Below are 12,913 nucleotides of genomic sequence, written 5' to 3' on the forward strand. Positions count from 1 at the left end.
AGAGCTGTGAAATATGCAAGCCGCTATTATCAGGTCTTATGGCAGCCCCATCGAAATTGCAGAGATGCCTAAACCTTCACCGGATAAAAATAGTATTTTAGTAAAGGTACAATCGGCCAGTATCAACCCCCTCGATAACTGGGCAATATCGGGGGCTTTACAAAATGTAATGCCTGTAAAAATGCCGCATATTGTCGGGTACGATGTTGCTGGGAAAGTAGTAGAAATTGGCAGCGCTGTCAGAAATTTTAAAATTGGCGATCTGATATTTGCACGCCCCGATACAAATCAAGCGGGTACGATTGCCGAATACACTTCAATCAAAGCAATGGACGCAGCTATCCGCCCCTGCAATCTTTCCAACAATGAGTGTGCCGCTTTCCCTCTCGTGGGTTTAACAGCCTGGCAATCTCTCATTGAAGTGGGAAAATTACAGAAAGGGCAAAGAGTTCTTATCCACGCCGGCTCCGGCGGAGTCGGTACTATCGCTATACAAATAGCCAAATATATTGGCGCCTTCGTAGCCACAACCACCAGTGATGCCAACTTTACATTAGTCAAACGACTCGGTGCCGACACTGTTATCAATTATAAAACCGAAAAATTTGAGGAATTACTCAAGGATTATGACCTTGTACTCGACTCTTTAGGCGGAGAAGTATTAGAAAGGTCTGCCAAAGTTCTTAACAAACATGGTCTATTAGTATCAGTCTCCGTCAAAGCTAAAGGGTCAGATACCTTAATTGAAAAGATGAGGCAGCGCCTCCAACTAGTCTATTCATGGCCAAGTGGCACTACTCTCGCAGAACTTGCTTCATTACTTGAGAAAGGATTTTTGAAACCTGTTATTGATCGGGTCTACCCCATACATGAAACTCAAGCCGCAATCGACTACCTAAATAAGGGAAGAGCCAAAGGTAAAATAGTTATTGATGTGTTGCAGGGTAAATAAACGATAGTATAGGATTTCAGCCTAGACTCAAAAAAACTGGAGCCCTAGTGAAACGGATATTTCTATTTTTGGGTACCCTGATTTCTGCCACTAGTTATGCACAAAATATAACTTTGGCCGAAGCTGCTCTGGAGCGAACCTATCATAAGGTACGCTACGATCCTGCTTATGTGTCTATTCCCTATCCAAATGGAGATGTGCCGGCTGATACCGGTGTTTGTACCGATGTAGTGATTCGATCATATAGGAAGCTGGGGATCGATTTGCAAAAAGAAGTTCACGAGGATATATCGGGCCATTTTCAAGCCTACCCGTCTAAACGCATATGGGGACTTTCCAGGCCAGATAAAAATATTGATCACCGGCGAGTACCCAATCTACAGGCTTTTTTTACTCGCAAAGGGCAATCACTCTCAATAAGTGACAAGGCAGAGGATTATCTACCGGGGGACATCGTTACCTGGATGCTGCCCGGTAATTTACCGCATATCGGTATTGTGACTGCGAAACGCTCTCAAAAAACCAACCGGTACTTGGTCGCACACAATATCGGGGCTGGACCCGTGCTGGAAGATATGTTGTTTTCCTTTAAAATTACCGGGCATTACCGATACAACGCCGGCCAAGCAACCGAAAAGATTGAGTAGCGAAAAAACTACGCTATTGCCAAGCGATTACGGCCTTTCTTTGACCGGGATATGGAGAAACATTTCCGCTGTCGGGCTGGTAACCTGATATCTGGGTGGGTACAGCTCAAAGTCTGGCCTCTCAATATAGTCGTAATTGGACTTTGGCAACCAGCTTCCCCAAATATACTTCAATGTCTGTTCCAGGGTCGTAATAGATCCACGGTGAACAAATTTTGCATATAGCTGCTCCGGTAGTTCCCGCGCCACCATACCCTCGGGTACCTGAGTCAGGTCGGCAACCGGCGCACAGCAGACATACTTAAACTGAATTTCATCACCCGCTTCCTCATAACACTCATAAATACCAAAAGATTCATCGCTGATACGATTGGGGATTTTATCCCTGTAGGGCCGAAATGCAGACCAGAGCTTTGGCAAGCTGAGATTTTCATGATCATATTCCTGCGCTACCCCCACCAATTGCATCGCAGGCCGAGAAATAATTTGTGGCTCCATGGATAGCTCATTTTGCAAAAAGTGCAGCATATGAGGGCTAAATTGATCTTTATATAGCAACCGGAAAGGATCCTGCTGCTTTCGATACTGCGCCGGGGTTACATTAAATAAAGCTTTAAACGCGCGAGTGAAGGCTTCTTGGGAATCAAATTGGCACTCCATGGCAAGCTCAAGAATACCAATATCTTCACTCAACAACCTCTTTGCGGCGACGGTCAATCGGCGCTTACGCAAGTACTCTTTCGGTGAGTCCCCCACTAATGCTTTAAAAATACGACTGAAGTGATAGGTTGAGTAATGAGAGGCCGCGGCAATTTCATGAACAGAAATTTTGTCGTATAGATGCTGCTCTACGAAGTTGATACTTTTAAAAAATCGCTGCATGAGAGGCTCCTTTACTGCCTGTTTACGTTGGGACGGTGAGATTTTCGAGCAACACCTTCCCGCATTAGCTTGCCTTTAAATCAAATTCGCTCACTAGTGATAAAAAAGCGTAAATGGGTAAATGCCTTGTGCCTCAAAGGAATAATTGCCTGGTAGGCTGGATCATTAAAGAATGCATAGATCGCCTCCCGATCCGGAAAAGATACCACAACAAATGCCTTTGGTGACCGACCTCCGTCCAAGACCTCTTCCACATCATAAGAGGCAATAGGCACTCCTCCATACTGTTGCATTAATTGCGGTGCCAGACCTATATACTGATCAAATGCCTGCGATTCTTTCAGGTTTGGTGAAGACTCTATATGTAAAAATACTGGTAACAAAGCAATAACCTCTTAAGCGTAAATAACTTTTAGTTGCTTAACTAATAGCTTCTAATGACTAACCTTGAGAGGCTACTCGCCTATGCCAAAAAACCAGAAGTGGAACTATCGCAAGCTCAATAATCGTAGGGGGTAAGACCTGATCATCCACCAATCCAAATTCCAGAATATTGCTTAAGCGGCCCAGACCGCCAATAAAGAGGGATAAAGCCACGAAGTAAAACAATGCTTTATGTTTTTCGATATTGCTCAGGAAATACAGTAGAACCAACCCCTGGGCAAAGAAAACACCAAAGGCAAATCGATATTGATTATCCCCAAATCCTCTCAAGGGGCTATCCGGGCCAAAAATCATAGCACCACCACTCAGAGCAGCACTGCCATTCAGCCCTCCAAATGCACTGATACCACCGGGTACAAAACAGATCACCGCTAGCGCTACCACTAACAATTGGAAAATTTTTCTTTCTATAGAACTCGCCTGATTCATAGTGTCACCTTAGTTTGCCGTATTTGGAGTGATGACCTAATCATATTGGCCAGTAAGGCCCTATTTTTGATATTTCTTGCGGTCTTGGTATCCCACTAAGACGGCAAGAAATGTCAAAAGACGAGGCGATTAACCGCTTATCTTTCTCTCCAACAGCCGGGTATATCCATATCCGGGCACCAGTTCCCAATATCCACAGAGACAGAAAGATGATTAAGAGTGTTTTGATTACCGGAGCGAATGCAGGCTTAGGCAGGGAATGCGCCAAGCAACTGGCGGAATACCAGCAGATTAACAAGATCTATCTCGGCTGCCGCAATCTGCACAAAGCCAAGGAAGCCCAGGCCGAGCTGGTGTCGGAAACAGGCAGGAATATCTTCGAAGTATTGCTGATCGATGTCGCGGATCAACAATCCGTGAAAGAGGCAGTTAACAACCTAGGCTCCCCAGTTGATGCGCTGGTTATGAATGCTGGCGGTACCGGGGGGAAAGAGTTTTACAACAAGACCCCCGAAGGAGTCACACAAATTTTCGCCGTCAACCTGCTTGGGCATGCTCTACTGACTAACGAGTTACTGAAAGCCAATAAATTAACCCAGACTGCTATCTATGCCGGCTCCGAGGCCGCTCGCGGCGTAGAAGAGATGGGTATGAAGCGACCAGACCTGAAAAGCGCCTCTGTGGAGGAATTTATGCAGATCTGTGAAGGAAAGCTCTATGCCAGTACCAAAGACGCTACGGTACCCTATGGTCCGATAAAGTATATGGGCGCCCTATGGATGTCTTCCATGGCGCGGGAATTCCCCCATATCCGCTTCGTAACCATGAGTCCCGGGGCTACGGTAGGCACAGAGGGCTTCAATACACTGTCGTTATTCAAGCAATATATGATGAAAGGCATGATGCAGATTATGCTGCTACTTGGCAAAGTCCACAAAGTAGAAATAGGAGCCAAGCGCTATATCGATGCCCTACTGGATACAAGATCCTTCCGCACAGGTATTTTTTACGGCAGTGAACGCGGATTGACTGGACCTCTTGGTGAACAGTGGAAGCTTTTCCCGGACCTGGACAATCCTACCTATCAAGACAATGCCAAAACGGCGATCAATCGCTTTATCTAATGAAGGGTCGCATCAGGGAAGGGCCCTGTACACCCTTCCCTGCCCCCAAGTTAACGCCACCGATACCGCTTGTTTACCTATACTTGACTGTTAACTACTTACTGCTAAAAACAGCCAATGTTTCGGGTAATCTTTTCCCTGCTGTTGTTAATTCCCCTTGCCCTGACTGCTGCTGAAGATGTAGCTAAAGCCACTCCCCTGCGGCTGCTGGATCCAGCAACTGTGGATAAGTTCGTCAATGAACTGCCGATACCCGTAGAAATCCGCCCCCAGGGCTCAGCCCCGATTAAGCTACCCGCCCGCCCCACTCAAATTTGGATGGGGCTACAGGATAAGGATGGCAAACGCATAATGACTAACGCCTGGGGTTTTGAATATGCAGGTCGCATCCACTCTCCTGGCCCTACTATTCGCGCCCGAGAAGGCCAACCGGTATTTGTAAACTGGGCCAATGAGCTACCGGGTCCGCATCTATTTCCTGTGGATCGATCCATTCACCTCGCCGACGTAAAAGATCCAAAAGCTGTACCTATGGTTATCCACCTTCACGGCGGGCATACAGAGTGGAAAAGTGACGGCAATCCCCTCGCTTGGTACACCCGCAATTATCGTGAGACGGGACCATTATTTGAGAAAAGGATTTACGAATACGACAACTCCCAGGATGCCGCCACTATCTGGTATCACGACCACACCCTGGGCATGACGCGCCTTAATGTTTATGCAGGTCTATTCGGTTTTTACCTGGTTGGCGATGACAATGAAGACCGCCTGATACAGGAGAAGCTGCTCCCTGCAGAAGAGCGCACTTTTGTAGCCGCTATTACAGACAGCTTGTTTAGCTCCGATGGGCAGCTGTATTTTCCTGGCTGGAGGGACCAGCCTCCATCACCGGTTTCCCATGAGGTGGTTAAGGCCAATTGGCCCAATCCGTCCCATCTCGACGAATCTTTTGGCAATATTATTCTGGTAAACGGCATGACCTGGCCCAAAGTCAGTGTCACTCCACACGTCTATCGATTTCGGTTACTCAACGCATCTGATACCCGCACACTGATACTCAGGATCGATGAAAATACACCCTTTGTACAAGTCGGCGGTGACGGCGGATTTCTCGATTACCCTGTAAAATTGAACGAGTTGATATTGGCACCCGCAGAGCGAGCAGATGTTTTAGTAGATTTCAGTGGTTATGAAGAGCGTGAACTGACACTGCGGAACTTTGGGCCGGATGTCCCTTTTAAAGGATTTGTAGAGGCCAATGATCCAAAGAGTTCAATTCCACTTGTCTATAACCCGGATGGTAAACACGTATTAAGCGATGGGCGCGGCGGCATCACACCAGCTACCGATCCAAATACTACAGGCCAGATCCTACAATTCCATATTGCTTCAACACCGATAAAGACCCCTTCTAATAAGCAGAAATCAGAGATTAAAAATTCCATTGGAGATTTAAAACTCAGCCTAAATACTCCCTTGCGCGCCCCACTTAATAGGCTTAACCAAGCCAGCCGTACACGACAACTTGCCACCTACCGGTTGGACGATCCCTACGGCCGCAATCTGCTCATGTTAGGTCCAGTAAAGGAGGGCTCCCTATTTTTTGAAGACCCTACTACAGAAATAATCCAACATAACGCCGTGGAAATATGGGAGATATACAACCCTACAGTATCGGCTCACCCTATCCATATTCATCTGGTTGAATTCCAGGTGCTTGACCGCCAGCCGTTTAGAGGCAAACTGATCCCCAAGCCGCAGAAATTCATGCATACCAATAAGACATTTCAGGGAGCACGACTGGAAATTGAATCCCTACTGGGAAAACCCCTGCCACCACAGCCAGAAGAAAGCGGCCCTAAGGATACGGTGATTGCCCTACCCGGCCAAGTAACCCGGGTAATTGCGCGCTTTGACCGCGAAGGTCTCTATGTATGGCACTGCCATCTACTCTCCCATGAGGATTACGATATGATGAGGCCGTTTAGGGTGTTGGCGCCAAAGCCAATAAACAACCAGTAATCTATTAACCTCTAATCTCAGATAAAGAGTAAACACCTAAAAACTAATCGATAAGCCGAACAATAAATAAGACAGCAAGAAAAAGAATAGAACCAAACAACATTATCAATGGTTACAATCATCCAAGAAAACCAACAATAACTCGGAATTGATCTGTACAAAATAAGTAATTACGATGAAAAAACTAATAATATTATTATTTTTTACACTGGCATCAGGGGCAATTGCCACTGAAATACCGGAATTAACAAAGGAAAAATTGAAGAAAAAAGCTGTCCTTATCAATGAGCTACAAAACAAAATGCTGATGAAGGGATCGACAGTCGAAGATATCGACAAACTATTTTCTCACTACACAGACGACTTTATCTATATCCATGAAGTTTATGGCGGCACCTACACCAGAGAGCACCTATACAACAACTCCATAAAGTATTTAAAGGAGGGAGAATATCAAATGACTGGCGCTAGATATAAAATTATATCAATCATCGCTGGTTACAAAGCAGTCTCACTTGAGCGGCAACAAACCTATCAAGGCGTTACCTCTAACCACTTAACAGTATTTGAATTTGAGGGTGATCAGATTTCTAGGATTATTGAATACTGGAAATAGGAATTTAATGAAATGTTTGATTATAGAGCTCTATACATGTCTCTCAATCTATCACTCTACATGTCGTTAATTTCTGTCAATAAAAATCAACAACCAAGAGGGGATATTATTTCTCTAAGCGGGAAGCTGAGCAGACGCTTAAGGATTGAAATTTAAGAATTAACTGAGAAGGGGTGAGGCAAAATATCTTAGAACAGGCAACCCTGTTTATTTTAGCTCTGACAAAAATGATTCTAAAATTATCTAAAAGGTTCTCTCCAGAAAAAACACTCTCTGGAGAGACCCCACTACTCACTCAGCAGGGCACCAAAGCCTTAGCCACCCGAGAATTCGTCTCCCGCCCCAGCTGTTCAGAAATAAAGTTCCCAGCCTCTGCCAGCAACTGTAAATCCACGCCGGTTTCAATACCCATGCCATTGAGCATATAAAGTACATCCTCACTGGCAACATTACCGGAAGCGCCACGGGCATAGGGGCAGCCGCCCAGGCCGGCTACGGCGGAATCTACTACTGCGACACCAATTTGTAAGGCCGCGTAGATATTGGCCAGTGCCTGGCCGTAGGTATCGTGGAAATGCACCGCAAGTTTTTCCACAGGCACGCGGGTCATTACCTGCTCCAGCATATGCTTGGCGGATTCCGGGGTGCCGACACCGATGGTGTCGCCGAGGGAAATTTCGTAGCAACCCATTTCCAATAGAGCGGCACTAACTTCTGCCACTTTGGCCGGATCAATATCGCCTTCATAGGGGCAACCAAGTACGCAGGATACGTATCCGCGCACGGGTATACCGTCTTGCTTCGCTTTTTCCACCAGTGGACGGAAGCGCTCAAGACTCTCAGCAATACTGCAATTAATATTTTTCTGGGTGAAGGCTTCTGAGGCCGCGCCGAATACGGCGACCTCATCCGCTTTGGCTTCCACTGCACGCTCATAGCCTTTTAAGTTTGGCGTGAGCGCGCTGTAGATAACTCCGTCTTTGCGCTGGATACCCGCCAGCACTTCCTCGCTGGCGGCCATTTGCGGTACCCACTTGGGGCTGACAAAACTGCCGGCTTCAATAACCGACAGCCCACTGGCGCTGAGCTTGTCCACCAGAGCGATTCGGGTCTCCACAGAGATAGGCTGCTTTTCATTTTGCAGCCCATCGCGGGGGCCCACTTCAACGATTTTGACCTGTTTGGGCAAAGTCATTATTGCTCCTCCCCGGCAAAATCCACCAGCAGACTACCGCCATCCACTAATTCACCTTCGGCACAGAAGAACTGCTGTACGGTGCCGGCGGCTGGAGCCCGCAGGGTGTGTTCCATTTTCATGGCTTCCATTACCAGTAGCGGCTGGTCTTTTTCCACCGTAGAGCCGGGCTCAACCAGCAGCGAAATTATGGTGCCGTTCATGGGGGCATCGAGGCCGTGGGCCTGGTCATTGCTCTCACCGATATCCGGTGGCAACAGCTTGAATTCCACCTGAGTGCCATCGATAAATACAGCACCGCCATCGCGGGTATCCACGGCGGAGAAACTCATGCGGCGGCCATCCACCAACATCAAGTCACGTCCCGGGAGCAGGCGAATCTCACCGCTGTTTTGTTCCTCAGGCAAGGCATCGCAAGTCCAGCGCAGGCTATCGCCCTCCGCAACAAAGCGAATTTGAGCGTGCTGGCCACGGTAGTCCACCGTCTGGGTGCGACTGCCAGCCAGAGCATTGCGCCAGTTATCGCCATTGTGCCAAGGGGAAAAAGGATCCCGCGGAGGTGCGCTATTGCGCAGATCGCGCTCTTCACGCTGCTGCAAATAACCGGCAATAGCAGCACATTTCAGCCGCGTCAGTGTCTGCTCCTGGTGCAGTACTTCCGCCTCGTAGTCCTCGATAAAGTGCGTCGAAATACAACCGCTGGCAAATGCCTGGTGATTGATCACTCGGCGCAGGAATTCGATATTGTGGCGCACACCGGCAATTTGATAATCACGCAGTGCGCGATCCAATTTGGCCAGGGCTTCTTTGCGGGTGCGGCCGTGGCAGATTAATTTGGCGATCATCGGGTCGTAATGCACGCTGATTTCATCGTCGGTCTGCACACCGGTATCCACTCGCACACCCTCGCCTTCCGCCGGGGGCTGGTGGCGCACCAACACGCCCGTTGCCGGCAGGAAATCATTGTCCGGGTCTTCGGCGTAGATCCGCACTTCCATGGCGTGGCCGTTGATCTGCAGCTCATCCTGGCTCATGGGCAGGGTATCGCCGGCGGCAACTGACAGCTGCCAGGCCACCAGGTCCTGGTCAGTGATCATTTCCGTCACCGGGTGCTCCACCTGCAGGCGGGTATTCATTTCCATAAAGTAGAAGGCGCCGCTGGCATCTAGCAGGAATTCCACCGTGCCGGCCCCCACGTAACCAATCGCGTGGGCCGCGCGCAGGGCCGCTTCACCCATGCGGGCGCGCAGCTCCGGAGTCATGCCCGGTGCGGGAGCTTCTTCCACTACTTTTTGGTGGCGGCGCTGCACCGAGCAATCCCGTTCAAACAGGTAGACGCCATTGCCCTGCTGATCACAGAACACCTGGATTTCCACATGGCGGGGACTCACCACATAGCGCTCTAGCAACATAATGTCGTCGCCAAAGGCATTCATGGCCTCACGCTTGGCAGCGGCCAGAGCTTCGTGGAATTCATCGGCACTGTCGACACGGCGCATGCCCTTACCACCGCCGCCGGCAGCAGCTTTCAGCAATACCGGGTAACCGATGCGATTGGCATGGCCTTCCAACAGCTCTTCATTTTGATTGGTGCCGTGGTAACCGGGCACCAGGGGCACATTGGCCTCTTCCATAATACGCTTGGCTGCGGACTTGGAGCCCATCGCCTCAATCGCGCCGGTGGGTGGGCCGACAAAAATAATGCCGGCGCTATCGCAGGCGCGGCAAAACTCTGCGTTTTCCGACAGGAAGCCATAACCCGGATGGATGGCATCAGCACCAGTCTGCTTGGCAGCACCCAATACTTTGTCGATATCCAGATACGAATCCCTGGCCGGGGCCGGACCCAGGTGCACCGCTTCGTCCGCCATCTGCACATGCAGGGCGTCGGCATCCGCATCGGAATAAACGGCGACAGTGGCCACCCCCAGGCGGCGCGCGGTCTTGATAATGCGACAGGCAATTTCGCCGCGATTAGCTATTAACAGTTTGCGAATCATAAAAATTACCCTTCGCTACCATTCATCCAACTGGGTGCACGCTTTTCCAAAAACGCACTCAACCCTTCCTGTCCTTCCGGCGACACACGCACGGCAGCGATCAGCGCGCTGGTCTGGCCCTGCAATTCATCGTTGATAACCCGGTTGGACATGGACATAGCCAGTTGCTTGGCCATGGCGACTGCCTTGGGGCCATTGTCGGCAATGGCATTCACTAATTTCTGCACATGCAGGTCCAGATCAGCCTCGGCACAGACTTCGGATACCAAACCGATCTGTTCCGCGCGTTCAGCGGGGAAACGTTCCGCTGTGACAAAGTAACGACGCGCATGGCGAGTGCCGATAGCATTGATGACATAGGGACTGATGGTGGCGGGCAGCAACCCGATTTTGACTTCGGACAAACAGAAGCTGGCACGCTCAGAGGCCACGGCCATATCGCAGCAGCTCACCAGGCCCACGGCCCCGCCAAAAGCGGCGCCCTGTACTCGCGCAATAGTGGGCGCAGGAAAAGTGTCGAGCTTGTACAGCATGGCGGCGAGCGCAGCTGCGTCGCGGCGGTTTTCCTCTTCTGAATAAGTCGCCATGCGCTTCATCCAGTTGAGGTCGGCTCCGGCAGAAAAGCTCTTGCCATTGGAGGCCAGTACCAACACACGTACAGCGGGGTTTTGCGCCAGGGTGTCAAAGGTGGTGGCCAGCTCGTGGATCAGTTCATCATCAAAAGCGTTGTGGATTTCCGGCCGGTTCAGGGTGACCGTGGCCACGCCCTCGCTATCCACTTCGCACAGCAATTTATCGCTCATTGTAATTCCTCGATTGGGGCGTCTATCAAAAGCGGCACCGGAATATTTCGCTGGCGCCGCAACCACGGTTCCTTACATGCGGAACACGCCGAACTTGGTCTCTTCCGGTTCCTTGTGGCTGGCCGCCGCCAGGCACAGACCGAGCACGCAGCGGGTATCCGCCGGATCGATAACGCCGTCATCCCACAAGCGCGCGGAGGCGTAGTAAGGGTGCCCCTGGTGTTCGTAGTTATCCACAATCGGCTGCTTAAACTGGCGCTCTTCCTCTTCGCTCCAGGATTCACCCCGGGTGGCCATCTGGTCGCGCTTCACCTGGGCCAATACGCCAGCAGCCTGTTCCCCTCCCATAACCGAGATGCGCGCATTGGGCCACATAAACAGGAAGTTGGGATCGTAGGCGCGGCCACACATACCGTAGTTACCGGCGCCGAAAGAGCCGCCGATAAGGATGGTAATTTTGGGCACCTTGGCGGTAGCGACAGCGGTCACCATCTTGGCGCCGTGTTTGGCGATGCCGCCCGCCTCGTACTGTTTGCCCACCATGAAACCAGTGATATTTTGCAGGAAAACCAATGGAATCTTGCGCTGCGCGCACAACTCAATAAAGTGCGCGCCCTTCTGCGCACTCTCCGCAAACAGGATGCCGTTATTGGCAACAATTCCCACCGGGTAGCCCTGAATACGGGCAAAACCGGTTACCAGGGTGGTGCCGTACAACGCTTTAAATTCATCGAACTCAGATCCGTCCACAACCCGCGCGATAATCTCGCGCACGTCAAACGGCTGGCGCGAATCTTTGGGCACCACGCCGTAAATGTCTTCCGGTGGATAAATCGGCTCCACAGGCTTTTGGATATCCAGGCCTGGATTTTTGATACGGTTCAGGCGAGCTACAGAGCGGCGCGCTAACTGCAACGCATGTACGTCGTTATTGGCGTAGTGATCGGAAACCCCGGAAGTGCGACAGTGCACCTCGGCACCGCCGAGTTCCTCGGCGGAAACTTCTTCACCGGTGGCTGCTTTCACCAGGGGCGGGCCCGCCAGGAAGATGGTGGCCTGCTCTTTCACCATAATGGATTCGTCTGCCATGGCCGGCACATAGGCTCCACCGGCGGTGCAGCTACCCATAACCACCGCGATCTGCGGAATATTCTGTGCAGAGAGATTGGCTTGGTTAAAGAAGATGCGACCGAAGTGCTCACGGTCTGGGAAAACGTCATCTTGGCGCGGCAAATTGGCACCACCGGAATCCACCAGGTAAATGCACGGCAGATTGTTCTGCTCGGCGATGGTCTGCGCGCGCAGGTGTTTTTTTACTGTGAGGGGATAATAGGTTCCACCTTTTACAGTGGCATCGTTAGCCACTATCACACAGGGCTGACCGGAAACGGTGCCGATGCCGGTAATAATACCCGCGGCCGGAACATCCTCACCGTAAACCTCGTGAGCGGCCAGCTGGGAAAATTCCATAAAAGGGCTACCCGGATCGAGCAGCGCATCGATACGGTCCCGTGGCAATAATTTTCCTCGCGCCAGGTGTTTTTCCCTTGCGCGCTCGCCGCCGCCCTGGGCGATGGCTTCCACTTTCTCGCGCAGGTCTGCCACCAGCGCCTGCATCTGCTCGCGGTTTTCGCCAAAGGCGGTATCGCGCGTGTTTATTTTGCTCTGCAACTGATTCATAAAGTCCGATTCACTTTCCCGGAGAAAAGACCTCCACAGGGCGCAGCTTATTGCCGCAGTGCCCGGCTGGAGACAGCTGCCGCCGGCAGGCGCCGGCGGCGAGAAGAAATGCCCAG

Annotated in this window: 12 protein-coding genes; 5 read left to right on the forward strand and 7 right to left on the reverse strand. The window is 50.7% G+C overall.

All coding sequences use genetic code 11. The features are described from left to right. Positions 1–13: 13 nt before the first annotated feature. Complete coding sequence (locus tag ACYX4J_RS19750) at positions 14–952, forward strand: NADP-dependent oxidoreductase (RefSeq protein WP_476177373.1); 939 nt, start codon at positions 14–16, stop codon at positions 950–952. Between the two features lie 47 nt (positions 953–999). After that, positions 1,000–1,599 carry a DUF1287 domain-containing protein gene (locus tag ACYX4J_RS19755; protein WP_476177374.1) on the forward strand — a complete coding sequence of 200 codons (600 nt, stop codon included), beginning with the start codon at positions 1,000–1,002 and terminating at the stop codon, positions 1,597–1,599. Between the two features lie 27 nt (positions 1,600–1,626). Here ACYX4J_RS19755 and ACYX4J_RS19760 read toward each other — a convergent pair whose 3' ends face one another. The 3 genes from ACYX4J_RS19760 to ACYX4J_RS19770 form a co-directional block, all read right to left on the reverse strand. Beyond that, complete coding sequence (locus ACYX4J_RS19760) at positions 1,627–2,481, reverse strand: AraC family transcriptional regulator (protein WP_413664174.1); 855 nt, start codon at positions 2,479–2,481, stop codon at positions 1,627–1,629. 80 nt (positions 2,482–2,561) lie between these two features. Next, entirely contained in the window at positions 2,562–2,864 is a 303-nt protein-coding gene (locus tag ACYX4J_RS19765; RefSeq protein ID WP_444906562.1) for a DUF1330 domain-containing protein, read from the reverse strand. A gap of 58 nt (positions 2,865–2,922) precedes the next feature. Next, positions 2,923–3,354 (reverse strand): DUF4345 domain-containing protein, encoded by a 432-nt coding sequence (locus ACYX4J_RS19770; protein ID WP_476177375.1) that lies wholly within the window; start codon positions 3,352–3,354, stop codon positions 2,923–2,925. Positions 3,355–3,563: 209 nt separating this feature from the next. Between ACYX4J_RS19770 and ACYX4J_RS19775 the strand changes: the two genes are divergently transcribed. From ACYX4J_RS19775 to ACYX4J_RS19785, 3 genes are all read left to right on the forward strand, one after another. After that, a complete protein-coding gene (locus ACYX4J_RS19775; protein ID WP_476177376.1) occupies positions 3,564–4,478 on the forward strand; it encodes an SDR family NAD(P)-dependent oxidoreductase in 915 nt (304 codons plus the stop codon). 117 nt (positions 4,479–4,595) lie between these two features. Continuing rightward, the gene (locus ACYX4J_RS19780; protein WP_476177377.1) at positions 4,596–6,503 is read left to right on the forward strand and encodes a multicopper oxidase family protein; all 1,908 of its coding nucleotides are present in this window, start codon (positions 4,596–4,598) and stop codon (positions 6,501–6,503) included. Between the two features lie 175 nt (positions 6,504–6,678). Next, positions 6,679–7,119, forward strand: a complete 441-nt coding sequence (locus ACYX4J_RS19785) for a nuclear transport factor 2-like protein (RefSeq protein ID WP_475711052.1) — start codon at positions 6,679–6,681, stop codon at positions 7,117–7,119. Positions 7,120–7,414: 295 nt separating this feature from the next. Here the strand turns inward: ACYX4J_RS19785 and ACYX4J_RS19790 are convergent, their stop codons facing one another. From ACYX4J_RS19790 to ACYX4J_RS19805, 4 genes are all read right to left on the reverse strand, one after another. After that, complete coding sequence (locus ACYX4J_RS19790; protein WP_476177378.1) at positions 7,415–8,314, reverse strand: hydroxymethylglutaryl-CoA lyase; 900 nt, start codon at positions 8,312–8,314, stop codon at positions 7,415–7,417. Continuing rightward, a complete protein-coding gene (locus ACYX4J_RS19795) occupies positions 8,314–10,314 on the reverse strand; it encodes an acetyl/propionyl/methylcrotonyl-CoA carboxylase subunit alpha (protein WP_476177379.1) in 2,001 nt (666 codons plus the stop codon). The genes ACYX4J_RS19790 and ACYX4J_RS19795 overlap by 1 nt, the downstream gene beginning before the upstream one ends. 5 nt (positions 10,315–10,319) lie before the next feature. Further along, positions 10,320–11,117, reverse strand: a complete 798-nt coding sequence (locus ACYX4J_RS19800; RefSeq protein ID WP_282934596.1) for an enoyl-CoA hydratase/isomerase family protein — start codon at positions 11,115–11,117, stop codon at positions 10,320–10,322. 72 nt (positions 11,118–11,189) lie between these two features. After that, positions 11,190–12,797, reverse strand: coding sequence for a carboxyl transferase domain-containing protein (locus ACYX4J_RS19805; protein WP_476177380.1), 1,608 nt, complete (start codon positions 12,795–12,797; stop codon positions 11,190–11,192). Positions 12,798–12,913 lie beyond the last annotated feature (116 nt).

This window comes from Microbulbifer sp. ABM4_008, from assembly GCF_056311705.1.

Coding starts and splice junctions, on each gene's coding strand:
- ACYX4J_RS19750 (WP_476177373.1), top strand. CDS start 14: ATGCAAGCCGCTATTATCAGGTCTTATGGCAGCCCCATCGAAATTGCA.
- ACYX4J_RS19760 (WP_413664174.1), bottom strand. CDS start 2,481: ATGCAGCGATTTTTTAAAAGTATCAACTTCGTAGAGCAGCATCTATAC.
- ACYX4J_RS19770 (WP_476177375.1), bottom strand. CDS start 3,354: ATGAATCAGGCGAGTTCTATAGAAAGAAAAATTTTCCAATTGTTAGTG.
- ACYX4J_RS19775 (WP_476177376.1), top strand. CDS start 3,564: ATGATTAAGAGTGTTTTGATTACCGGAGCGAATGCAGGCTTAGGCAGG.
- ACYX4J_RS19780 (WP_476177377.1), top strand. CDS start 4,596: ATGTTTCGGGTAATCTTTTCCCTGCTGTTGTTAATTCCCCTTGCCCTG.
- ACYX4J_RS19785 (WP_475711052.1), top strand. CDS start 6,679: ATGAAAAAACTAATAATATTATTATTTTTTACACTGGCATCAGGGGCA.
- ACYX4J_RS19790 (WP_476177378.1), bottom strand. CDS start 8,314: ATGACTTTGCCCAAACAGGTCAAAATCGTTGAAGTGGGCCCCCGCGAT.
- ACYX4J_RS19795 (WP_476177379.1), bottom strand. CDS start 10,314: ATGATTCGCAAACTGTTAATAGCTAATCGCGGCGAAATTGCCTGTCGC.
- ACYX4J_RS19800 (WP_282934596.1), bottom strand. CDS start 11,117: ATGAGCGATAAATTGCTGTGCGAAGTGGATAGCGAGGGCGTGGCCACG.
- ACYX4J_RS19805 (WP_476177380.1), bottom strand. CDS start 12,797: ATGAATCAGTTGCAGAGCAAAATAAACACGCGCGATACCGCCTTTGGC.